Raw genomic sequence first — 20,696 nt, 5'->3', positions numbered from 1 at the left:
AACCGTTACCGGATAGTTGAGATTGCCGAGTGAATAAAACCGTGATTCTTTTCCAGTAACGCCTTTGCCTGTTGAGCATTTATTCCTGCCAGAATCATCACAATGGCGGTTTTACAATGCCCATCACATTCAGCCAGTGCTTGTTCCGCTTGTTCACGGTTGCATTCTGTGGCGGCCATGACGATATTTTTCTGCCTTTCAACCAGCTTGGCATTTGTTGCTTCTACATCCACCATCAGATTGCCATAAACTTTGCCGGTACGGATCATGGCACCGGTGGTCAGCATATTCAGGATCAGTTTTTGTGCCGTACCGGCTTTCATACGTGATGAACCGGTGATGATTTCTGGCCCAACGACAGGTGTCATGGCAATATCGGCTGCTTGTACCATCGGGCTGTCAGGGTTACAGCTGATGCAAGCGACGGTTGCACCCACTGATTTCGCGTATTCCATGGCTCCCAATACATAAGGTGTACGACCACTGGCGGCAATACCAACCAATACATCTTTAGAGTTAAAGTTTAGCGCTTGAAGATCATTTTTGCCTAATTGCCGGTTATCTTCTGCATTTTCAACGGCCCTCAAGATGGCTTGATGCCCTCCTGCAATCAACCCAACCACCTGTTCCGGTCTGGTGCCATAAGTGGGTGGACATTCACTGGCATCCAAAATCCCTAACCGGCCTGATGTACCTGCACCGATATAAATTAAACGTCCCCCTTGACGAAATGCTTCGGCAATTTTATCTACTGTTTTAGCAACTTGTGGCAACGTTTGCTCAACAGCCAATGCAACTTTTTTATCTTCGTTATTAATAATGCGTAGCATTTCAAGGGTTGGCAAAGTATCAATACAAGTACTGGCAGGATTACGGCTTTCGGTGACCATATTAATGAGATTGAGTTGCATATTGCTTTCCTAATGGGAATGTTTTTAAAATGATAAAGAGTTATTTACTCTTCTTTGTAATAAAGTGCAAATCTGGTCGGTGTTTCGACAGAAGCGATAGCTTTGTAGAGTGAATGTATTTTATCGGTTATAGAACAAAGTGCTGTGAATAGATTTGAGAAAATTTTTATTTTTTATATAAGTGAGAAACGTAAATGCTAAGCATATATATTACATATGCTTAGCTTGTTTTCAATAAATTCTATCATCCCATATACTATAGGCTGATGTGCCTGCTGTTATGTGATTCCAGGTTATGGATCTGTATTTGAGAAGGATTTTCTCATACGGCATCATTTCATTATTATTTATCGAATTCGGGTAGGTGCAAGAAACGTCAACAATACTCGCTTCTGTTAATTTAACCTCATAAAAAAGCTCTAACTGCCCAGCGGTGTTTGTTCTATAAAAGAGAAAAACCGCATTCAGCAGCTCGTTTGAAGAGATTGCCATTGCTAATAATGGCGATGATTTATCTATTGGCTTGAGGAATTGTACTGGGTGATGCTCTACATTTTGTTCGCGAGTCATCATATGACTTAAACTCAATACCTGTATTTGATCTTCGTGCCCCTTCTGGTATCGGTTTCCTATAGAGTCTAGTGTTGAACAACCGGCAGAAATTAAACCCTGTTTCTTACCATTTAGCGATAAATAAATGATATGTGACATAAATAATTACCATATAAGTTCTTTGTTTAAATAACCTAAAGCTGTATGCCTTAGGCTGTTGAAGTACAACCTTAGCATTAAAATATAAAAAAATTAATAGCTCAATACCGAATTTATTTCCTGAAGAATCTTATTAACACTTTATTTACTTATTGTATGAAGTAACTTTTTTTTTAATCGTCTATCCCTATCATTTTCATTCCAGTTTCGTCAGGTTAAATCGGATCTGGATATCATGGCTTTACCCTTTTATGAAATTCTTTAGGAGGTTTGAATGATAGTGCCTTCGTCATGATGACATAGGCACTTTAAAATTTTTTATATTAGAAGCTCTACTCTTTATATATAGCTTCACTATTACATCGTCGATATGATTATTGAGTGATCAATGTGGCTATTTTTTATATAATGGTGCTATACTCGAATTTTCAATCATTAATGGGGTTAGCCGTATGGACGATAGAGATAGACAACAGTTATTACAACAGCTCACGGATGTATTAGTGAATAGTCCGTTAATTCCAGAGGAAAAATTGGCAATGATGATGATGCTATGTTTTCGGTTGTTGTCGTCAACTCAAGCCAGTGCGATCGATATGAAGGTTTCAGATGGTAGTATTCTTTCGCTGAAATTGGAAACGCCGCCTGTTAAACATTAATGTGACGACTGTTGATGTTGAGAATATTAGAGGAAATTTCACGATGACATATAAAAAATACAACCCCTCTTTGGAAGGTTATATAGGGGATTTCCTAAGAGGTAATGTTGGGGATAATCAATTAAAACCCCAGCATGAGTTCTTTGATGCTATTGGTCTTGAAGAGCAGTTAAGAGAGAACACAACGTATATTGCACTGCTATCATTAGAAGAAGCGAAAAGGTGTTTTAGAGGATATTGATTCTCCAAAACCCAAAAGTCCATTGATGAAGAAAATGTTTTCAGTTGCTGATCCAATATCATCCTATGCAGGTAATATACGTGATGCTTTTGGCTTTACAAATGTAGTAAGAGAATTTAAAAGATTAGGAATTAAAGCCACAGAGTATGTTGGCAAGAATGGTGAAAAATATATTAAAATTTCAGGTTATGCCGGGGTTAGAAAGTTTATTACTGCGTCAAGATATGGTGCTTCTAACATGAAGATGATATCCATGGGGATAGGCCAGCAGGGAATAAATAGTGGAATAGTTAAAGGAATGAAATTCTGTATATTATTTTCTGTAGCTTATAGAGCTGTTGAATATATCTTTAAGGACGAATACACGCTGGCTGATTTTTTAGGTAATATTGCTGTAGACTTGGCAAAGACAGCAGTTGTTGCAGTTTTTTTGAGTTTTCCTGTCTCTTTCTATGTGGACTATAAACTTAAGAGTGATAGCTATTTGGTATGTGAAAGAATATCTTGGATGTCCGATAATATCTATGTAAAAGACATTAAACTATGTAATTAATATGCGAGATAGGGTTGTGGATAATAAAAGAAAAATAATGAATATTATTGGGGCGATTTTTATATTGTTTTTGATGTCTTTGGGGGTGTTTGTTGTTGTTGATAGTTTTTTTTCATTGATGACAATGGCTGAGATAATATTTTTTTCTAATGGGATGATAATTGCATTTTTTTTCTTCCCATTGGTTTTCTATTTCTTGAGCTTTATTATTTATTTTAATTTGACGGCTCGTATTCCAAAGTATCACGATACTTGTGTTAATTATCTTGGTATGATAGCTATTGTTGCATTTTTCTTAAGTTTCCCTACATCTTTTTATGTGAACTACAAACTGAAAAGTGGAAATTATTTGATATGCCCGAAGATATCATGGTCATCACCGAATAAATATGTAAAAGATATTAAACTCTGTAATTGATGTTATTGTGTTTAATTTCAATTGATTTATTCATAACTGAGGGGATTATGGAAAATAAAAGAAAGATTGTTCATATAACAATCGCCGTTAATATTCTTATTTTAGCGTCATTCACTTTCTTTTTGACAGGAGAGAATTTAATTTCTTTAGTTAAAATAAATGATGAAATAACATTTTCAAGTAGTGTTTTTATGATATTTTTTTCTTTTCCTTTTGTTTCATATTATATGTTTTTAGTTGTTTTTGTTAATATAACTGGTCGTTATCCTAAACATCATGATAGCTTTAATAAATATTTTGGTTCGATAGCCATTATTTCATTTTTTTTAAGCTTTCCCACATCTTTATATGTGAGTTATAAATTAAAGAACAATCATTATTTGGTATGTGAAAGAATATCCTGGATGTCGCCTAATACCTATGTAAAAGACATTAAATTATGTAATTAATATGAGTCGTATAGAGAGATTTTGGAACATGGATTTATAGTCATCCTGTATCTATCGGGGTAAAAATAGTGAATATGCGATTGTTCCTACAATTATTAAACTAATTAATATATGAGTGCGGATATGAGTAAGAAACTTTTTAGCAAAGAGTGGTTCAAAGAGCTTTTTTTTATATGGCTTAAAGATCTTTTGTGGGAGGTCATTCCTTTTGGGATTATTGTCATTTGGGCATTTGTAGCTAATATCTTTTTTCCAGACATATGGTTTAGTTTAACCTTGGTTGGTATTCTTGTTGTTTTTATTGCTATGTGGTTTATTAGTAAACGTTGTTAAGCATATATCTTTATATATGCTTAACTTAGTTTGTGATTAATAGATTCTATCATCCCATATACTATAGGCTGATGTGCCTGCTGTTACGTGATTCCAGGTTATGGATCTGTATTTGAGAAGGACTTTCTCATACGGCATCATTTATCGAATGCGGATAGGTGCAAGAAACGTCAACGATACTCGTTTCTGTTAATTTAACCTCATAAAAAAGCTCTAATTGTCCAGCAGGGTTTATTCTATAAAAGAAGAAAACCGCATTCAGTAATTCGTTTGAAGAGATTGCCATTGCTAATAATGGCGATGATTTATCTATTGGCTTGAGGAATTGTACTGGGTGATGAATCTAGTATTGAGCAACCGGCAGAAATTAAACCCTGTTTCTTACCATTTAGCGATAAATAAATGATATGTGACATAAATAATTACCATATGAGTTCTTTGTTTAAAGAACCTAAAGCTGTATGCCTTAGTCTGTTGAAGTACAACCTTAGCATTAAAATATAAAAAAATAATAGTTCAATACCGAATTTATTTCCTGAAGAATCTTGTCAACACTTTATTTACTTATTGTATGAAGTAACTTTTGTTTTAATGGTCTATCCTTATCATTTTCATTCCAACTTCGTCAGGTTAAATTGGATCTGGATATCAGGGATTTACCCTTTTATGAAATTCTTTAGGAGGTTTGAATGATAGTGCCTTCGTCATGATGACATAGGCACTTTGAAAATTTTTTCTCTTAGAAGCTCTACTCTTTATATATAGCTTTACTATTACATCGTCGATATGATTATTGAGTGATCAATGTGGCTGTTTTTTATATAATGGTGCTATACTCGAATTTTCAATCATTAATGGGGTTAGCCGTATGGACGATAGAGCGCAGTTATTACAACAACTCAATGATGCATTAGAGAATAGTCTGTTAGTTTCAGAGGAGAAACTGGCATTGGTGATGATGCTATGTTTTCAGCTGTTGTCGTCAATTGAAGCTAATCTGATTAATATGAGAGTTTCGGATGGTCATATTCTTTCACTTAAACTAGAAACTCCATCCGTTAAACACTAGTGTGGCACTTTTTGACTAATTCATTTTTTAGGGAGATAAAAAATGGCAAACTATATTGAACATTACATAAAAATGACACAAGAGGCCAACCGAGTGTTAGCCCTAAAGGCAGAGGAGATAGGTAGTGAGCTAAAAGATGTAACAGAAGATACAGTAGATCTGATAGAGAGAGGGGCAACGCGAGCAATTTGGAGAACATCATATTTCTTTGATGGCTATGAAGATGTAAATACTAAAATAAATAGTGAAGATAAGAGAATGATTTTGGCTATATGGAATATAGTCAACGGAACGAATTTTAGTTTCATAAAGGAAATGGCAAAGGTATTTACTGACGAGTTATTAAAGAACCAGAATGAGGAAGCGAAAAAAATAATATATCTTAAGTTATTAAAGTTTTTTGCTAATTTATCAACATCTAAAGCTACAAAATACTCTATATCTATTGTGATAGCAGATGCTATATATCTTTCTTTAATTCGTAATGTTGTTATAAGGAACGCTATTCGAAAATTTGCAAATGGTGCTTTATTTGCTTTTCAAGCATATGGTTACTTTGATAAAGCTACTGTATCAGCCGATAAACTAAAAAGAGAATGTCCACCTTTTTACTGGGCGTTATACAACCTGAAATTGGAAATGTTGTATTTTATATTTGAACCTGTATTGTCAAAGGGTGTTAGCCTTATTGGGAAAAAGTGTAGCGAAGATGATATTGTTTCTGAGATTATTGGAATAATTAATCATGAATAAAGTAAAAAAATTTTTTAGCCGAGAGTGGTTTAGGGATCTTTTTTTAATATGGTTTAAGGATCTTTTGTGGTCAACTATACCTGTAATAATTATTTTTGTTTGGTCAATGATGGCTGTAGTCTTTTTTCCAGATATATGGGGATGGTTAGCATTGTTTGGTGTTATTGTTGTTTTTATTTGTCTTTTTATTTTTTCATATATAAGTGAGAAACGTATAAATGATAAGCGTAAAAGCTAAGCATGTAAATAACGTTTCATAATTCTGCTACACATGACCTTCTTCAACCCATTGTTATACATAGAATTATGAGTGGTATAAGATGTAGCACCATTTTGGAATCTTATTTATATGCTTAGCTTTGGCTTATTTTTAATAAATTCTATCATCCTATATACTATATGGCTGATGTGCCTGCTGTTATGTGATCCTAGGATATAGATTTGTATTTTTTAAGGACTTTTTCATGCTGTATCATTTTATTATTGTTTATCGAGTGCGATTAGTATATGAGTAAAAAATTTTTTAGTAAGGAATGGTTTAAGGATCTTTTTTTAATATGGTTTAAGGATTTCTTGTGGGAGGTCATTCCTTTTGGGATTATTGTCATTTGGGCATTTGTAGCTAATATCTTTTTTCCAGACATATGGTTTAGTTTAACCTTGGTTGGTATTCTTGTTATTTTTTTTGCTATGTGGTTTATTGGTAAATATTGATAATTATATTTTTTAAATTTCCATTTTATAATGAACATTCTGTTTTAGATTGGCTTGATTGTGTGTTAAATATATATTTTCATTGTTTTTTATATATGAAATTAAATTTTTCCATTTGAATGTTATATTTATCATATTGAAAATTAATGATTTTAATTTATATCTTTTAATTTGGCTAATGCTAATTATTTTACCGAAATAATTGATTTTTTATATTTTAGCAATAACGATTTTTGAAAAAACCTTTATCTTGTTATAGCTAGAAATACATATTTCATAATTCAGAAAAGTTGATATGGAAATACCCATAAAAATTAGCGTATCTATTATCTTCTAACTGATTTTATTTAGTTTTATTATTTACCTATTCATCTAGAGAACGTGAGTAAGTTATTGTTAAAAGTATCGTTATATATATTGCCAATGTTTTTATCATAAATTAATTGATCATTTTATAGTTGTTGTTTACTCTCTATTTAATTAATTAAAGTTATAGAGATTTAGTTTATTACTGAAATAGTAACGCAATGAAAGCACTTAAAATAAACCTGAATGGTGAAAGTATGGATATGCGTAATCTCAAGGCTTTTATCGTCTTAGCTGAAACACTTAATTATCATAAGGCTTCTCAAATACTACATATTTCGCAACCTGCATTGACCAAGAAAATTAATGCACTAGAAGCTTTATTTGGTACTCTTCTGTTTTCCAGAGGACCACATGGTACAAGGTTGACTGATTTCGGCCAAAAAACACTTGAGAATGCGCAGAAATTACTGGGTCATTTTGAGCAATTTAAGATTCAGGTTCACCATGATTTGAAAGACGATTCCCCACATTATCTTTATGCCAGCTCCTGTTTCCCGATTTATGATTCCAGAAAAATGGAAGAGCAGCTTTTCTTAAGTAGACGGGAGAAAGTTGCGTTAGTGCTAATTACCGGTTTGCCATTTGAGCAGCAAATGAGTCTGTTAAACTCTGGTTTATTACATATCGCCATTGTCCCTTTGCCATTAATTTCATCACTTACGCCGAAAAAGATTTTTACTGAGAAACTTGTTTATCTTTTTAAAAAAGGCAGTGATTGGGATCAGAGCTTAACAGAATTAAATGCTAAAATAGCATCATTACATCAGCTTATTAATGCTAATGAAAATGATATATCGATTGATTCTACCAATGGTATCAGCGCATTTTCTATTTATAATAATAGTATGAATTTAATGTTAAAGACTAATGATATTATTGCAATGATTGAATTGATAATTAAATATAATGGCTTTTCTTTAGTCCCGCAAAAGGTTATTCGTTCAATTCCATCCCAATATTGGGATGGAATTGAGGTTTTAGAAACCAATATAGAGATTGATTTTGGTATCTTGTGGAGTCCAATGATAGATTATAATTTAATAAATGCCGCAGAACTATTTTCTTCGATGGTTTATAATATGTGAGTAGAGGGAAGTAAATATAATATTGTTTTATTTATAAAATAATTTATTAATAGCTCGCAATTTGTAAAGTAAAAATGTTATTTATCTTAGATGTTGTTATAGATTAAATTGATTATGACGAATGCGTGGGAATATACAATCAGAAGAAAATTGATCACCAGAAATGAAATGTTAGTGATATGATGATTCATTATTCTATGAAAATACGCTGATATTGGATGGTGTTAAGGTTGGTGGTTTAGTTAATAATGTGAATATTTCATATGATAGTTTTATATTGATAATAAAGCGGGTTATTTCCGCCGCTTTATTTTTTATTAAGTCTCACTTATGAAAATATTTACCCATTAAATTCTTGGGTCATTTGTTCAAGTTGTTCTTGAATCTCCATCCATACTAATTCAGTTTCTTCCAATTTTGATTTGGTCTGAACTTGTTTTTGCAGATATTCAGCCAATTCGGTTTTACGGCTGCTATCGTAGAGAGTACTGTCAGAAAGTTGTTTTTCCAATGTGGTCAGTTCATCACCTAACTTTTCCATCTGTTTTTCCAGATTGGTCAGTTGTTTGCGCAATGGCTGCGTTTGGTTACGGAAGTCAGCTTGACGCCGTTTTTGATCTTTTCTTTCCTGAGCACTTTGGCCGGAAGACTCTTTTTCCTTATCGTTGTTCTCACGTAATTGCTGATTTTGTTGACGCTGCTGATCTGTCAGCCATTGTTGATAATCTTCCAAATCGCCATTGAAAGATTCTACCCGGCCATCGTGAACCAGATACAACTCATCGGTTGTCGAACGTAATAGATGCCTGTCATGGGAAACCACAACTAATGCACCATCAAAATCGATCAGCGCTTCTGTCAGTGCCTGACGCATATCCAAGTCGAGGTGGTTGGTTGGCTCATCAAGCAACAGAAGATTAGGGCGTTGCCAAACCATCAATGCTAAAACCAGACGTGCTTTTTCTCCCCCGGAGAAACGCCCGCTTGGGTCAGTGACTTGATCACCTTTGAAACCAAAACCGCCCAGATAATCCCTGAGTTGCTGCTCTGTTTCCTGTGGCGCAAGGCGTGCTATATGCTGTAATGGTGATTCATCAGCACGCAGATATTCCAATTGATGCTGGGCGAAATATCCCAGTTTGATCCCTTTGGCTAACTCGATGTTTCCACTCTGGGATTGCAGTTCACCAGCCAGTAATTTTATTAACGTGGATTTACCTGCGCCGTTGCGGCCAAGCAAGCCAATGCGCGAGCCAGGCACTAAATTCAGTTTGATGGAACCTAAAACCGTCCGCTCGCCATAGCCTGCGCTGACTTTTTCCATTTTCAGCAGTGGGTTTGGCAGACTCTCCGGTTTGCGGAAACTGAAATGGAACGGGTTATCAACATGGGCAGGCGCTATCAACTCCATCCGCTCTAGCATCTTGATACGGCTCTGAGCTTGTTTGGCTTTACTGGCCTTGGCCCGGAAACGGTCAATATAGCTTTGTAGATGTGCCACTTTCTCTTGCTGACTTTTATAGAGCGCCTGTTGTTGTGCCAGTTTGGTTGCACGCTGACGTTCGAAAGAGGAGTAGTTGCCGCTGTATTCAAACAGGGATTGGTGCTCGATATGAAGGATCTTATCGGCAATCGGGTCCAGAAAATCCCGGTCATGGGAGATGAGGATTAATGTGCCGGGGTAGTTTTTTAGCCATTTTTCCAGCCAGATCACCGCATCCAGATCAAGATGGTTGGTTGGTTCGTCAAGTAACAACAAATCAGAACGGCAGAGCAAGGCTTGCGCCAGATTGAGGCGCATACGCCATCCACCGGAAAACGCACGTACTGGTTGATCCAGTTGATCCTGAGAAAAGCCTAGACCGTGAAGTAAACTTGATGCTCTTGAGCGGACGGTCCAGGCTTGAATCGTGTCCAGTTGGTTGTGTAGATGAGCGATCAAATTACCGTCATTCTTTTCATTGGCTAACTGTAGTTGCCGTTCCAGTTGACGGAATTCACTATCACCATCAATGACATATTCCAGAGCCGGTATTTCCAGAGCCGGTGTTTCTTGATTCACCCAAGCCAGCGCCCAGTTAGCGGGAAAAGTGAATGTTCCTGCTTCAGCCTGAAGTTCATTTTTTAATAGTGCAAGTAAGGTAGATTTACCACAGCCATTTTTCCCTACCAGACCCACTTTCTGTCCGGGATTGATAGTGGCGCTGGCATTATCCAGCAAGACACGGATTCCGCGACGAATTTGTAATGAAGAGAAAACAATCATAGGTGTCGTTTGTATAGAGTATGTTAAATTATTAGAAAGTAATGGGGCAATAAGCGCCCTGATTTTGTCACTTTGTATGCATGGTAACGGAAAATACGTGTCCTGACACGTTCTTGAGGAGGGAACGATGTTACAGCCGCCTAAAGTCCTGCTGCTGTATGCCCATCCTGAGCCACAGGATTCAGTAGCAAATCGCGTTTTGTTGCAACCTGTGCTGGATTTAGAGCATGTTACGGTTCACGACTTATATCGAGCTTATCCAGATTTTTTTATTGATGTTCACCATGAGCAACAACTGCTTCGTGAACATCAGGTGATTGTCTTTCAACATCCATTATATACCTACAGTTGTCCAGCTTTGTTAAAGGAGTGGATGGATCGCGTACTGACACGGGGGTTTGCCAGTGGTGCCACCGGGTTTGCATTACAGGGGAAATATTGGGGTTCAGTGATCACAACCGGAGAGCCAGAAGGTGCTTTCCGGGCTGATGGTTATAACTGCTATCCAATGGAAGAGATTCTTCGCCCTTTTGAACTGACAGCATCCATGTGCCGTATGCATTGGTTATCACCGATAATTATTTATTGGGCACGTCGTCAAAAACCTGAACTTCTTGCCATCCATGCTAATGCTTATCGTGAGTGGCTCAAATCGCCATTATCATTAGGAGGGCTATAGCTATGGAGCATTCAGCGCAACTCAGCGCCGGGGTACTATTTTTATTTGCTGCTGTGGTGGCAGTGCCTATCGCACAGAAATTTAGGATTGGGGCAGTATTAGGTTATTTGTTCGCCGGGATTGTCCTTGGCCCGTGGGGGTTAAGCTTTATCAGAGATGTTGATGATATTCTTCATTTCTCTGAGCTGGGGATCGTTTTCCTGATGTTTATCATCGGTCTTGAACTTAACCCGTCTAAACTCTGGCAACTCAGGCGATCGATTTTTGGTGTCGGTGCGGCCCAGGTTATTTTCACCGCAGGTGTGCTGGCTGGGCTGTTATATCTGACAGATTTTTCGTGGCAGGCGGCAGTTATCGGTGGTATCGGGATGGCGATGTCCTCAACAGCAATGGCGCTGCAACTGATGAAAGAGAAGGGCATGAACCGCAATGAAGGCGGGCAGCTTGGTTTCTCTGTTTTGCTGTTTCAGGATATGGCAGTGATCCCGGCTTTGGCGTTGATCCCACTTCTGGCAGGTGAAACAGCATCCAGTGACTGGTACCGGATAGTGTTAAAAATAGCTGCCTTTGCCGTTATGTTGCTGGGTGGCCGTTATCTGTTACGTCCGTTGTTTCGTTTAGTTGTCAGAGCTGGCGTGCGTGAGGTGTTTACGGCGGCGGCATTATTGGTGGTGCTCAGTTCAGCATTGTTTATGGAAGCGCTGGGTTTTTCTATGGCACTGGGAACCTTTATCGCCGGGGTATTGCTGGCAGATAGTGAATATCGCCATGAACTGGAAATCTCCATAGAACCGTTCAAGGGATTATTGTTAGGACTGTTTTTTATTTCGGTAGGGATGTCCCTGAATCTGGGGGTGCTATTGATACATCTGTCCGATGTATTACTCGGCGTACTGGCTTTGGTCATTGTGAAAGGTGTTGTTCTTTATCTCATCGCATGGACTGCGGGCTTGCGGGGTTCATCCTGCTTGCAATTTTCCGGTGTTCTCAGCCAGGGCGGAGAATTTGCCTTTGTTCTGTTTTCTGCCGCACTGAGCCAGAATGTACTCAATAGCGGACAGATGGCTTTGTTACTGGTTGTGGTGACGATCTCAATGATGACAACACCGCTTGTGATGCAATTGATCGATGCTATTTTGGCGCGCCGTTATAATGCCTCGGATGAGACGGCAGAACAGCCATTTGTGGAAGATAATGATCCGCAGGTGATTTTAGTTGGTTTTGGCCGGTTTGGGCAGGTAATAGGCCGTCTTCTGATGGTGAATAAAATCCACATAACGGTACTGGAGCGTGATGTCAGTGTTGTGAGTACCACGCGGCGTTATGGCTACAAAGTTTATTATGGTGATGCGGTTGAATTGGAATTGCTGCGTGCGGCAGGGGCGGAGAAAGCCAAAGCGATTGTTATTACCTGTAATGAGCCGGAAGATACCATGATGATCGTTCATTTATGTCAAAAACATTTCCCGAATCTGCATATTATGGCGCGGGCCAGAGGACGCCTGGAAGCGCATGAATTGTTACAGAATGGGGTGGAAAATTTCACCCGCGAAACTTTCTCCAGCGCATTGGAATTGGGCCGTAAGACGTTGGTCGGATTGGGAATGCATCCACATAAAGCTTATCGTGCAAAACAACATTTTCAGCGGTTGGATATGCGGATGCTGAGAGAATTGATGCCACAGTTACAGGGTGATGTGGCTCACATATCCCGTATAAAAGAGGCGCGACGGGAACTGGAAGAGTTGTTTGAGCGGGAAATGCTGAATGAGCGTCTCCAACCGGATGGTTGGAATGAACACGAACATATGAATAGTAGCGGAGCAAACAATGACAGTAAGCCGTAAAAGATTTATTGCTGGTGCTGCCTGCCCTGAATGTCATTCTCAGGACACACTGGCAATGTGGCGGGAAGATCAGGTGGATGTGGTGGAATGTGTCCATTGTGGTCATCAACAACGTCAAGCTGATGAAAAAGCCGCCTCTCATGTGAGAAAACAGGAGCAGGTGATTGGTATTTTTACACCACAATAATTGTGTGAATTTTAATGCCGGTGGGTACAGAGGCTTGGAATTCCGCTACAATCGGTAAAAATTTTTAGACCCACGGGTAGGAGATGTCATGAAAGTAGCAAAAGACTTGGTAGTCAGCCTGGCTTATCAAGTAAGAACAGAAGATGGTGTTTTAGTTGATGAGTCACCGGTGAGTGCGCCGTTGGACTATCTGCATGGCCGTGGTTCATTGATTAGCGGTTTGGAAAAAGCGCTGGAAGGCCGTGAGGCTGGTGAGAGTTTTGATGTCAGCGTACAGGCTGATGATGCCTATGGTCAGTATGATGACAATTTGGTTCAGCGTGTGCCAAAAGATGTATTTGTTGGTGTTGATGAACTGGAAGTGGGTATGCGTTTCTTGGCTGACACCGACATGGGGCCGGTACCTGTAGAAATCACTGCGGTTGAAGATGAGCACGTTGTGGTTGATGGTAACCATATGCTGGCTGGTCAGAATTTGAAATTCAATGTTGAAGTTATTGCTATCCGCGAAGCAACCGAAGAAGAGCTGGCTCATGGTCATGTTCACGGCGCGCATGGTCACGAACATGGCGAAGGTGGTTGCTGTGGTGGTCACGGCCATGACGATGGTCATCATCATCACCATAATGAAGGGAATGGGTGCTGCGGTGGTGGTAGCTGCCATTGATAGATTAAAGCGGATTGTCAGGCTTTAATATTTAAAAAAGCGGGGCAAGATTGGGAGAGCCGGTTTCTCTTACTTGCCCTGTGTATAGTGATTGGTTGTCTTTTTACTTAGTAAAAATCAATAATGAGGCGGTGGCGTTTCTTCAGACTGTGAAGCGACCATTGATGGTTGAGTGGCTTTCAATCGTTCTGTCATCAACCGCAAATGTTCTCTTAATTTCGTCATTTCCATTTGCTGTTCAGTCACCACCTGATTCAACTCTTCGATAGTCATTTCCTGAAAAGCAGCTCGGCTTTCCAAGTGTTCAAGCCGCTGTTCAAACTCTGATAGATCCATGATTTTTCTCCCCTTCCAGACTATGTATTATCTGTATTAGACGTCTCATGTTAATTAGAGTAACCGATTATGCCCAGAATATTCTGCGAAATACGATTATTATGAAACCTCTTTTTATTTGTGTTGTCTCAACAGTTTTGGGGCACTAAGGCAGCAAATAATTGTGTTGTGCTCCTGTAGACAGTTATAGTGGCTTGATTGCATAACTTTTGCTGACAGTAAATATCCCCCAAAGCTATTGGAGAAACAGATGAAATCATTGTTTAAAATCACTTTGCTTGCCACAACATTGGCAATGGCTTTCAATGCCTCTCAGGCGCTGGCTGCCAAAGTAGATAATCAAAGCAGTACAGAATTGAACAGCGCATTTAAAACAGAAGATCAGCAAAATGCTTATGCTCTGGGCGCATCTTTAGGGCGTTATATGGAAAACACCCTGAAAGAGCAGAAATCTCTGGGTATCCCATTGGATAAAGATCAATTGTTGGCGGGTGTGCAGGATGCTTTTAATAACAAGAGCAAACTGACTGACAGCGAAATTGAAAATACGCTGCGTGCATTTGAAGGCAAAGTAAAGTCTGCGGCTGAAGCCAAGATGGAAAAAGAAGCCAACGAGAGTGAAGCTAAAGGGGCTAAATATCGCGAGGCATTTGCCAAGGAAAAAGGCGTCGTTAAAAGCAAAACCGGCCTTTTGTATAAAATAGAACAGGAAGGCAGTGGTAAAAAGCCTGCGGCGAGTGACACTGTCGTCGTAAACTATAAGGGAGCATTGATTGACGGTAAAGAGTTCGACAGTTCATATAAACGTAATGAACCACTTTCTATTCGTCTGGACGGCGTTATCCCTGGTTGGACAGAAGGTTTGCAAAATGTGAAAAAAGGCGGAAAAATCAAACTGGTTATTCCACCAGAGTTGGCTTATGGTAAGGCTGGTGTTCCAGGCATTCCTGCAAACTCTACATTAGTGTTTGATATTGAGCTGCTGGATGTGAAAGCGGATACCAAAGCTAAGTAATCTATTCACTAAGTATCTTTGATGAATGTGGATAAAACCGTTGGTAGAGATTCTGTCAACGGTTTTTTGTTACTGAAAGCTGTGATAGAGGCCAAATGTCTGAGTCGTTATGGCTTGACGATGATGTCATGTGGTTTTAACGTCAATATTTGATGTGAATGAAAAGATCTTTGACTGAGATCTCTGTTAAGCTGCAATAGTTGAATTTTCACAAGAAATTTTTATACGTTTATCACGTTGTGTTTTTAGCAAGACGTTTTCTGCGTTTGAAGGATGGTGTATTTAATGTCTAACCCGTTATTATCTGGTGATATCAATGATATCGATTTATTGGAAAACCAACCGTTTACTGAAACGGATCGCGAAATTTTAAAATCTTATGAAGCCGCAGTTGATGGCTTAGCTATGCTGATTGGTGGGCATTGCGAGATTGTCCTTCATTCACTGGAAGATCTTAAATGTTCAGCGGTCAGAATAGCTAATGGAGAACATACAGGTCGTAAAATAGGTTCACCTATCACTGATCTTGCGTTGCGTATGTTACATGACATTACAGATGAAGACTGTAGTGTATCCAAAGCCTATTTTACCCGAGCGAAAAGCGGCTCATTGATGAAATCTGTCACTATTGCGATCCGCAACCGGAATCGCAGAGTGATCGGCCTCCTGTGCATTAATATGAATCTTGATGTCCCTTTCTCTGAAATAATTCAGACATTTATTCCGGAGGAAACCCATGACGTTGCACCAACAAATGTAAACTTTGCATCATCCGTGGATGATTTGGTTGCGCAAACGCTGGAATATACTATTGAGGAAGTTAATGTTGATCGCAATGTATCTAATAATGCGAAGAACAGGCAGGTGGTTCTGAATCTCTATGAGAAAGGCATTTTTGATATTAAAGACGCTATTAATCAGGTTGCTGAGCGTTTAAATATTTCTAAACATACTGTTTACCTCTATATTCGCCAGTTTAAAAATGGGGAATGCTTAGGGCCCGAACGGTAATGTCTTCGCTGTCTTATTGTCTGCTGGTAACGGGGCCTGCGTATGGCACCCAGCAAGCCAGCAGTGCTTACCAATTCGCGCAAACTTTGATTGCGATGGGACATAAACTGAATACCGTATTTTTTTATCGGGAAGGGGTTTATAACGGTAATCACTTGACCACGCCAGCCAGTGATGAGTTTAATTTGGTTAACGCGTGGCAGATGATGGCAACAGAGCATCGGTTTGGTATGCATATTTGTATTGCCGCCGCTCTTCGCCGTGGTGTCCTTGATACGCAGCAGGCGAATGAATTGAATTTACCTGTTGCAAACCTGGCTGAAGGGTTTGAATTAAGTGGATTGGGAACTCTCGCTGAAGCCATGTTGACTTGTGATCGTGTGGTGCAATTCTGAGAGGCAAAAATGAAAAGAATTGCTTTTGTCTTTACAAAAGCACCTCATGGTGATTCTGGTGGCAGAGAAGGTTTGGATGCATTATTGGCAACCTCGGCATTAACAGAAGAGATTGGTGTATTTTTTATTTCTGATGGTGTGCTGCAACTCCTGCCGGATCAGCAACCTGATAGGATCCTCGCCAGAAACTATATTGCTACGTTTAAGGTCTTGCCTCTGTACGATATTGAAAAATATTATTTGTGCCAGGAAGACCTTATCATGCGTGGGTTAAGCGCAGTCCGCAGTTGTATTCTGGATGCGCAAGTGATATCCGCAAAAGCGATTCGTGAAAAACTGGCTGGCTATGATGTGGTGCTGACATTCTGAGCGATTGGAAGGACGATGATATGCTATATACTGTTGGCCGATCCCCTTATCAATGTGATTTCAAGGTGATATTCAATCTGCTTGCCAGTGGTGATGACATACTGTTTATGCAGGATGGTGTATTGGCAAGCATTGATGGTAATTACTGTCTTCCGGCTTTAATTGATCATGGCGTTACATTGTATGTTCTGAAAGAAGATATTGAGGCGCGGGGATTGGCAGGTCGGATTTCGGACAAAGTGCAAGTTATCGACTATACTGACTTTGTTAACCTGACGGTAAAACACCATCAACAATTCGCTTGGTAGTCAGAGAAAATGTATATTTCTTGACACCCCGGCGAGTCAGCCATAAAATTCCGCGTCCTCGTGTTTTGCCGTCAAGGCAGACAAGAGATTTTATCCGTGTTTACGAAGCAAAAAAACCAGGAGTTTTTTTAATAATGGCAACTATTAACCAGCTGGTGCGCAAACCCCGCAGCATGAAGGTTGCAAAAAGCAACGTTCCTGCTCTGGAAGCTTGCCCACAGAAGCGTGGCGTATGTACTCGCGTATATACCACCACCCCTAAAAAACCAAACTCCGCACTGCGTAAAGTATGTCGTGTGCGTTTGACTAACGGTTACGAAGTTTCTTCCTACATCGGTGGTGAAGGCCACAACTTGCAGGAACACTCCGTAATTTTGATCCGTGGCGGTCGTGTTAAAGACTTGCCAGGTGTGCGTTACCACACTGTGCGCGGTGCACTGGACTGTTCCGGTGTTAAAGACCGTAAACAAGGTCGTTCCAAGTACGGTGCGAAGAAGCCAAAGGCTTAATGGTTCTCCGTTAAGTAAGGCCAAACATTTTCACTTTAATGTCAAAATAAACTCGTAGAGTTTTGGACAACCCTGAATTCGAAACGGAGTATTTCCATGCCACGTCGTCGTGTAATTGGTCAGCGTAAAATTTTGCCAGATCCAAAGTTCGGATCTGAATTACTGGCCAAATTTGTCAATATCCTGATGGTAGATGGTAAAAAATCTACTGCGGAAGCAATTGTATATAGTGCGCTTGAGACCCTGGCTCAGCGTTCTGGTAAAGAACATCTGGAAGCCTTTGAACTCGCACTGGATAACGTGCGTCCAACCGTGGAAGTTAAATCCCGTCGTGTTGGTGGTTCTACTTATCAGGTTCCAGTTGAAGTTCGTCCGGTTCGTCGCAATGCTCTGGCAATGCGCTGGATCGTTGAAGCTGCTCGTAAACGCGGTGATAAGTCTATGGCCCTGCGCCTGGCGAACGAACTATCTGACGCAGCCGAGAATAAAGGCTCTGCTGTTAAGAAACGTGAAGACGTTCACCGTATGGCAGAAGCTAACAAGGCGTTCGCACACTACCGTTGGTAATTCCATTGTAGTGATGATGCCCTGGGTGGCAGCTCTGCCACCCAGATTTAAATTGAACGTCCTAGGAATAGAGGAATCAAATGGCTCGTACAACACCTATTGCACGCTACCGTAACATCGGTATCAGTGCACACATCGACGCCGGTAAAACCACCACTACCGAACGTATTCTGTTCTACACTGGTGTAAACCATAAGATCGGTGAAGTTCATGATGGCGCTGCTACTATGGACTGGATGGAACAGGAGCAGGAGCGTGGTATTACCATCACCTCCGCAGCAACAACTGCTTTCTGGTCAGGTATGGCTAAGCAGTTTGATGCGCACCGTATCAATATCATCGACACCCCAGGCCACGTTGACTTCACTATCGAAGTAGAACGTTCTATGCGTGTCCTTGACGGTGCGGTCATGGTTTACTGTGCGGTTGGTGGTGTTCAGCCACAGTCTGAAACCGTATGGCGTCAAGCGAATAAATATAAAGTTCCACGTATCGCGTTCGTTAATAAAATGGACCGTATGGGAGCGAATTTCTTACGCGTTGTTGAGCAGATCAAAAGCCGTTTGGCTGCAAATCCAGTTCCTCTGCAATTGGCAATTGGTGCAGAAGATGTTTTCACCGGTGTTGTTGACCTGGTGAAAATGAAAGCTATCAACTGGAACGAGGCAGATCAGGGAACGACCTTCACTTATGAAGATATTCCAGCTGATATGCAAGATCTGGCTGAAGAATGGCGTAACAACCTAGTTGAAGCCGCTGCGGAAGCATCAGAAGAGTTGATGGAAAAATACCTCGGCGGTGAAGAGCTGACCGAAGAAGAGATCAAAGCGGGTCTGCGTCATCGTGTTATGACTAACGAAATCATCCTGGTTACCTGTGGTTCTGCATTTAAGAACAAAGGTGTTCAGGCAATGCTGGATGCCGTTATTGAGTACCTGCCAGCACCAACTGACGTTGAATCCATTAAAGGTCTTCTGCCAGATGGTAAAGATACCCCGGCAGAGCGTCATTCTGACGATAACGAACCGTTCTCGGCACTGGCGTTTAAAATCGCTACTGACCCATTCGTTGGTAACTTGACCTTCTTCCGTGTCTACTCTGGCGTGGTTAATTCCGGTGATACCGTTCTTAACCCAGTGAAAGACAAAAAAGAGCGTTTTGGCCGTATCGTTCAGATGCATGCTAACAAGCGTGAAGAAATCAAAGAAGTTCGCGCAGGCGACATCGCAGCTGCGATCGGTCTGAAAGACGTGACTACTGGTGATACTCTGTGTGATATCAGTTCTCCAATCATTCTGGAGCGTATGGAATTCCCAGAGCCGGTAATCTCTGTTGCGATTGAGCCAAAAACTAAAGTCGACCAAGAAAAAATGGGTATCGCTTTAGGTCGTCTGGCTCAGGAAGACCCATCATTCCGCGTGTCTACCGATGAAGAATCCGGCCAGACTATTATCGCGGGCATGGGTGAGCTTCACCTGGACGTTCTGGTTGACCGTATGCGTCGTGAGTTCAAAGTTGAAGCGAACGTCGGTAAACCTCAGGTTGCTTACCGTGAAACCATCCGTACTACTGTTGAACAAGAAGGTAAATTTGTTCGTCAGTCTGGTGGTCGTGGTCAGTTTGGTCACGTATGGCTGCGTATTGAGCCAATGGAAGCAGGTGGCCCAGGCTACCAATTCGCTAACGAAATCGTTGGTGGTGTTATTCCTAAAGAATATATCCCTGCTGTAGACAAGGGTATTCAGGAACAAATGAAGAATGGTGTTCTGGCCGGTTACCCGATTGTTGACGTTAAAGTAGCAGTGTTCGATGGTTCTTACCACGAAGTTGACTCCTCTGAAATGGCGTTCAAAATCGCAGGTTCTATGGGCTTCAAAGAAGGCTTCATGAAAGCGAAACCAGTTCTGCTGGAACCTATCATGAAAGTTGAAGTTGAAACTCCAGAAGACTACATGGGTGACGTTATCGGTGACCTGAACCGTCGCCGTGGTATGATCGACGGTATGGAAGATCTTGCTACCGGTAAAATCGTACGTGCTCAGGTACCATTATCTGAAATGTTTGGTTATGCTACTGATCTGCGTTCTCAGACCCAAGGTCGTGCTTCTTACTCCATGGAGTTCCTGAAGTACAATGAAGCGCCGAGCAACGTCGCTCAGGCTATTATCGAAGCTCGTAAAGCTAAATAAGCTTTTCGGGTTTAATATCTAGATTTAGCTCCCTCCTCATATAACGAGGGAGCGATATTAAGGAATAGAGTCGTGTCTAAAGAAAA

The 20,696-nt window shown here is 40.2% G+C and carries 27 protein-coding genes and 1 pseudogene; 23 read left to right on the top strand and 5 right to left on the bottom strand.

The genetic code is table 11. From position 1 onward, the window contains the following. Positions 1–5: 5 nt before the first annotated feature. Both murQ and ACGF7G_RS12805 read right to left on the bottom strand, forming a co-directional pair. Positions 6–911 carry an N-acetylmuramic acid 6-phosphate etherase gene (gene murQ / locus ACGF7G_RS12810; RefSeq protein WP_387465946.1) on the bottom strand — a complete coding sequence of 302 codons (906 nt, stop codon included), beginning with the start codon at positions 909–911 and terminating at the stop codon, positions 6–8. Between the two features lie 231 nt (positions 912–1,142). Next, complete coding sequence (locus ACGF7G_RS12805; protein ID WP_387465944.1) at positions 1,143–1,622, bottom strand: Hcp family type VI secretion system effector; 480 nt, start codon at positions 1,620–1,622, stop codon at positions 1,143–1,145. A 452-nt stretch (positions 1,623–2,074) separates the two neighbouring features. On the opposite strand from ACGF7G_RS12805, the gene ACGF7G_RS12800 reads away from it, so the two are divergent. The 6 genes from ACGF7G_RS12800 to ACGF7G_RS12775 all read left to right on the top strand — a co-directional run bounded on the left by ACGF7G_RS12800 (position 2,075) and on the right by ACGF7G_RS12775 (position 4,275). Continuing rightward, positions 2,075–2,281: a hypothetical protein gene (locus ACGF7G_RS12800; protein ID WP_133814309.1), complete on the top strand. Its 207-nt coding sequence runs from the start codon at positions 2,075–2,077 to the stop codon at positions 2,279–2,281. Positions 2,282–2,324: 43 nt separating this feature from the next. Continuing rightward, a complete protein-coding gene (locus ACGF7G_RS12795) occupies positions 2,325–2,522 on the top strand; it encodes a hypothetical protein (protein WP_387465942.1) in 198 nt (65 codons plus the stop codon). Between the two features lie 34 nt (positions 2,523–2,556). Beyond that, complete coding sequence (locus ACGF7G_RS12790) at positions 2,557–3,075, top strand: DUF1240 domain-containing protein (RefSeq protein ID WP_387465999.1); 519 nt, start codon at positions 2,557–2,559, stop codon at positions 3,073–3,075. Between the two features lie 37 nt (positions 3,076–3,112). Next, positions 3,113–3,493 (top strand): DUF1240 domain-containing protein, encoded by a 381-nt coding sequence (locus ACGF7G_RS12785; RefSeq protein ID WP_387465940.1) that lies wholly within the window; start codon positions 3,113–3,115, stop codon positions 3,491–3,493. A gap of 47 nt (positions 3,494–3,540) precedes the next feature. Beyond that, the gene (locus ACGF7G_RS12780; protein WP_387465939.1) at positions 3,541–3,942 is read left to right on the top strand and encodes a DUF1240 domain-containing protein; all 402 of its coding nucleotides are present in this window, start codon (positions 3,541–3,543) and stop codon (positions 3,940–3,942) included. Between the two features lie 123 nt (positions 3,943–4,065). Continuing rightward, positions 4,066–4,275, top strand: a complete 210-nt coding sequence (locus tag ACGF7G_RS12775) for a hypothetical protein (RefSeq protein WP_133814313.1) — start codon at positions 4,066–4,068, stop codon at positions 4,273–4,275. A gap of 36 nt (positions 4,276–4,311) precedes the next feature. Here ACGF7G_RS12775 and tssD read toward each other — a convergent pair. Then, a pseudogene (gene tssD / locus ACGF7G_RS12770) lies at positions 4,312–4,691 on the bottom strand (type VI secretion system tube protein TssD). A gap of 452 nt (positions 4,692–5,143) precedes the next feature. On the opposite strand from tssD, the gene ACGF7G_RS12765 reads away from it, so the two are divergent. The 5 genes from ACGF7G_RS12765 to ACGF7G_RS12745 all read left to right on the top strand — a co-directional run bounded on the left by ACGF7G_RS12765 (position 5,144) and on the right by ACGF7G_RS12745 (position 8,265). After that, positions 5,144–5,344, top strand: a complete 201-nt coding sequence (locus tag ACGF7G_RS12765; RefSeq protein WP_133814314.1) for a hypothetical protein — start codon at positions 5,144–5,146, stop codon at positions 5,342–5,344. 42 nt (positions 5,345–5,386) lie between these two features. Then, positions 5,387–6,097 carry a hypothetical protein gene (locus ACGF7G_RS12760; protein WP_387465938.1) on the top strand — a complete coding sequence of 237 codons (711 nt, stop codon included), beginning with the start codon at positions 5,387–5,389 and terminating at the stop codon, positions 6,095–6,097. After that, on the top strand, positions 6,090–6,335 hold the full coding sequence (locus ACGF7G_RS12755; protein WP_387465936.1) for a hypothetical protein: 246 nt from the start codon (positions 6,090–6,092) through the stop codon (positions 6,333–6,335). Before ACGF7G_RS12760 ends, ACGF7G_RS12755 begins: the two co-directional genes overlap by 8 nt. Positions 6,336–6,604: 269 nt before the next feature. Then, the gene (locus ACGF7G_RS12750; RefSeq protein ID WP_133814316.1) at positions 6,605–6,811 is read left to right on the top strand and encodes a hypothetical protein; all 207 of its coding nucleotides are present in this window, start codon (positions 6,605–6,607) and stop codon (positions 6,809–6,811) included. A gap of 527 nt (positions 6,812–7,338) precedes the next feature. Next, positions 7,339–8,265, top strand: a complete 927-nt coding sequence (locus tag ACGF7G_RS12745; RefSeq protein WP_387465934.1) for a LysR family transcriptional regulator — start codon at positions 7,339–7,341, stop codon at positions 8,263–8,265. A 340-nt stretch (positions 8,266–8,605) separates the two neighbouring features. Here the strand turns inward: ACGF7G_RS12745 and ACGF7G_RS12740 are convergent, their stop codons facing one another. After that, the gene (locus ACGF7G_RS12740) at positions 8,606–10,531 is read right to left on the bottom strand and encodes an ABC transporter ATP-binding protein (RefSeq protein WP_387465932.1); all 1,926 of its coding nucleotides are present in this window, start codon (positions 10,529–10,531) and stop codon (positions 8,606–8,608) included. Positions 10,532–10,658: 127 nt separating this feature from the next. On the opposite strand from ACGF7G_RS12740, the gene kefG reads away from it, so the two are divergent. From kefG to slyD, 4 genes are all read left to right on the top strand, one after another. Next, the gene (gene kefG / locus ACGF7G_RS12735; RefSeq protein WP_387465930.1) at positions 10,659–11,210 is read left to right on the top strand and encodes a glutathione-regulated potassium-efflux system ancillary protein KefG; all 552 of its coding nucleotides are present in this window, start codon (positions 10,659–10,661) and stop codon (positions 11,208–11,210) included. Between the two features lie 2 nt (positions 11,211–11,212). Then, positions 11,213–13,057 (top strand): glutathione-regulated potassium-efflux system protein KefB, encoded by a 1,845-nt coding sequence (kefB, locus tag ACGF7G_RS12730; protein ID WP_387465928.1) that lies wholly within the window; start codon positions 11,213–11,215, stop codon positions 13,055–13,057. Then, on the top strand, positions 13,041–13,244 hold the full coding sequence (locus ACGF7G_RS12725; protein WP_387465926.1) for a YheV family putative zinc ribbon protein: 204 nt from the start codon (positions 13,041–13,043) through the stop codon (positions 13,242–13,244). The genes kefB and ACGF7G_RS12725 overlap by 17 nt, the downstream gene beginning before the upstream one ends. An 88-nt stretch (positions 13,245–13,332) precedes the next feature. Then, positions 13,333–13,911 carry a peptidylprolyl isomerase gene (gene slyD, locus ACGF7G_RS12720; protein ID WP_133814327.1) on the top strand — a complete coding sequence of 193 codons (579 nt, stop codon included), beginning with the start codon at positions 13,333–13,335 and terminating at the stop codon, positions 13,909–13,911. A gap of 117 nt (positions 13,912–14,028) precedes the next feature. On the opposite strand, the gene ACGF7G_RS12715 is transcribed toward slyD, so the two are convergent. Further along, positions 14,029–14,247, bottom strand: coding sequence for a protein SlyX (locus ACGF7G_RS12715; protein ID WP_133814328.1), 219 nt, complete (start codon positions 14,245–14,247; stop codon positions 14,029–14,031). 250 nt (positions 14,248–14,497) lie between these two features. On the opposite strand from ACGF7G_RS12715, the gene fkpA reads away from it, so the two are divergent. From fkpA to fusA, 8 genes are all read left to right on the top strand, one after another. Next, the gene (fkpA, locus tag ACGF7G_RS12710) at positions 14,498–15,262 is read left to right on the top strand and encodes an FKBP-type peptidyl-prolyl cis-trans isomerase (protein WP_387465923.1); all 765 of its coding nucleotides are present in this window, start codon (positions 14,498–14,500) and stop codon (positions 15,260–15,262) included. A gap of 285 nt (positions 15,263–15,547) precedes the next feature. Next, complete coding sequence (locus tag ACGF7G_RS12705) at positions 15,548–16,273, top strand: transcriptional regulator (protein ID WP_133814330.1); 726 nt, start codon at positions 15,548–15,550, stop codon at positions 16,271–16,273. Further along, positions 16,273–16,668: a sulfurtransferase complex subunit TusD gene (gene tusD, locus ACGF7G_RS12700; RefSeq protein WP_387465921.1), complete on the top strand. Its 396-nt coding sequence runs from the start codon at positions 16,273–16,275 to the stop codon at positions 16,666–16,668. The genes ACGF7G_RS12705 and tusD overlap by 1 nt, the downstream gene beginning before the upstream one ends. Before the next feature lie 9 nt (positions 16,669–16,677). Then, the gene (gene tusC, locus ACGF7G_RS12695; RefSeq protein WP_387465919.1) at positions 16,678–17,037 is read left to right on the top strand and encodes a sulfurtransferase complex subunit TusC; all 360 of its coding nucleotides are present in this window, start codon (positions 16,678–16,680) and stop codon (positions 17,035–17,037) included. Positions 17,038–17,057: 20 nt separating this feature from the next. After that, positions 17,058–17,345, top strand: a complete 288-nt coding sequence (gene tusB, locus ACGF7G_RS12690) for a sulfurtransferase complex subunit TusB (RefSeq protein ID WP_133814333.1) — start codon at positions 17,058–17,060, stop codon at positions 17,343–17,345. 134 nt (positions 17,346–17,479) lie between these two features. Continuing rightward, the gene (gene rpsL, locus ACGF7G_RS12685) at positions 17,480–17,854 is read left to right on the top strand and encodes a 30S ribosomal protein S12 (RefSeq protein WP_021322890.1); all 375 of its coding nucleotides are present in this window, start codon (positions 17,480–17,482) and stop codon (positions 17,852–17,854) included. Positions 17,855–17,950: 96 nt separating this feature from the next. Next, positions 17,951–18,421 carry a 30S ribosomal protein S7 gene (gene rpsG, locus ACGF7G_RS12680; protein ID WP_023044363.1) on the top strand — a complete coding sequence of 157 codons (471 nt, stop codon included), beginning with the start codon at positions 17,951–17,953 and terminating at the stop codon, positions 18,419–18,421. A gap of 80 nt (positions 18,422–18,501) precedes the next feature. After that, positions 18,502–20,610, top strand: coding sequence for an elongation factor G (gene fusA, locus ACGF7G_RS12675; protein ID WP_387465916.1), 2,109 nt, complete (start codon positions 18,502–18,504; stop codon positions 20,608–20,610). Positions 20,611–20,696 lie beyond the last annotated feature (86 nt).

It is taken from the genome of Photorhabdus sp. RM323S, from assembly GCF_042879375.1.
GTDB classification, from domain to species: domain Bacteria; phylum Pseudomonadota; class Gammaproteobacteria; order Enterobacterales; family Enterobacteriaceae; genus Photorhabdus; species Photorhabdus tasmaniensis.
Note: the sequence above shows the minus strand (reverse complement) of the source record. Positions and strands in the feature narration are given on the sequence as shown.

Excerpts from the sequence above, each read along its gene's own strand:
- murQ (WP_387465946.1), bottom strand. The coding sequence starts at position 911 with ATGCAACTCAATCTCATTAATATGGTCACCGAAAGCCGTAATCCTGCC.
- ACGF7G_RS12805 (WP_387465944.1), bottom strand. The coding sequence starts at position 1,622 with ATGTCACATATCATTTATTTATCGCTAAATGGTAAGAAACAGGGTTTA.
- ACGF7G_RS12800 (WP_133814309.1), top strand. The coding sequence starts at position 2,075 with ATGGACGATAGAGATAGACAACAGTTATTACAACAGCTCACGGATGTA.
- ACGF7G_RS12795 (WP_387465942.1), top strand. The coding sequence starts at position 2,325 with ATGACATATAAAAAATACAACCCCTCTTTGGAAGGTTATATAGGGGAT.
- ACGF7G_RS12790 (WP_387465999.1), top strand. The coding sequence starts at position 2,557 with ATGTTTTCAGTTGCTGATCCAATATCATCCTATGCAGGTAATATACGT.
- ACGF7G_RS12785 (WP_387465940.1), top strand. The coding sequence starts at position 3,113 with ATGAATATTATTGGGGCGATTTTTATATTGTTTTTGATGTCTTTGGGG.
- ACGF7G_RS12780 (WP_387465939.1), top strand. The coding sequence starts at position 3,541 with ATGGAAAATAAAAGAAAGATTGTTCATATAACAATCGCCGTTAATATT.
- ACGF7G_RS12775 (WP_133814313.1), top strand. The coding sequence starts at position 4,066 with ATGAGTAAGAAACTTTTTAGCAAAGAGTGGTTCAAAGAGCTTTTTTTT.
- ACGF7G_RS12765 (WP_133814314.1), top strand. The coding sequence starts at position 5,144 with ATGGACGATAGAGCGCAGTTATTACAACAACTCAATGATGCATTAGAG.
- ACGF7G_RS12760 (WP_387465938.1), top strand. The coding sequence starts at position 5,387 with ATGGCAAACTATATTGAACATTACATAAAAATGACACAAGAGGCCAAC.
- ACGF7G_RS12755 (WP_387465936.1), top strand. The coding sequence starts at position 6,090 with ATGAATAAAGTAAAAAAATTTTTTAGCCGAGAGTGGTTTAGGGATCTT.
- ACGF7G_RS12750 (WP_133814316.1), top strand. The coding sequence starts at position 6,605 with ATGAGTAAAAAATTTTTTAGTAAGGAATGGTTTAAGGATCTTTTTTTA.
- ACGF7G_RS12745 (WP_387465934.1), top strand. The coding sequence starts at position 7,339 with ATGAAAGCACTTAAAATAAACCTGAATGGTGAAAGTATGGATATGCGT.
- ACGF7G_RS12740 (WP_387465932.1), bottom strand. The coding sequence starts at position 10,531 with ATGATTGTTTTCTCTTCATTACAAATTCGTCGCGGAATCCGTGTCTTG.
- kefG (WP_387465930.1), top strand. The coding sequence starts at position 10,659 with ATGTTACAGCCGCCTAAAGTCCTGCTGCTGTATGCCCATCCTGAGCCA.
- kefB (WP_387465928.1), top strand. The coding sequence starts at position 11,213 with ATGGAGCATTCAGCGCAACTCAGCGCCGGGGTACTATTTTTATTTGCT.
- ACGF7G_RS12725 (WP_387465926.1), top strand. The coding sequence starts at position 13,041 with ATGACAGTAAGCCGTAAAAGATTTATTGCTGGTGCTGCCTGCCCTGAA.
- slyD (WP_133814327.1), top strand. The coding sequence starts at position 13,333 with ATGAAAGTAGCAAAAGACTTGGTAGTCAGCCTGGCTTATCAAGTAAGA.
- ACGF7G_RS12715 (WP_133814328.1), bottom strand. The coding sequence starts at position 14,247 with ATGGATCTATCAGAGTTTGAACAGCGGCTTGAACACTTGGAAAGCCGA.
- fkpA (WP_387465923.1), top strand. The coding sequence starts at position 14,498 with ATGAAATCATTGTTTAAAATCACTTTGCTTGCCACAACATTGGCAATG.
- ACGF7G_RS12705 (WP_133814330.1), top strand. The coding sequence starts at position 15,548 with ATGTCTAACCCGTTATTATCTGGTGATATCAATGATATCGATTTATTG.
- tusD (WP_387465921.1), top strand. The coding sequence starts at position 16,273 with ATGTCTTCGCTGTCTTATTGTCTGCTGGTAACGGGGCCTGCGTATGGC.
- tusC (WP_387465919.1), top strand. The coding sequence starts at position 16,678 with ATGAAAAGAATTGCTTTTGTCTTTACAAAAGCACCTCATGGTGATTCT.
- tusB (WP_133814333.1), top strand. The coding sequence starts at position 17,058 with ATGCTATATACTGTTGGCCGATCCCCTTATCAATGTGATTTCAAGGTG.
- rpsL (WP_021322890.1), top strand. The coding sequence starts at position 17,480 with ATGGCAACTATTAACCAGCTGGTGCGCAAACCCCGCAGCATGAAGGTT.
- rpsG (WP_023044363.1), top strand. The coding sequence starts at position 17,951 with ATGCCACGTCGTCGTGTAATTGGTCAGCGTAAAATTTTGCCAGATCCA.
- fusA (WP_387465916.1), top strand. The coding sequence starts at position 18,502 with ATGGCTCGTACAACACCTATTGCACGCTACCGTAACATCGGTATCAGT.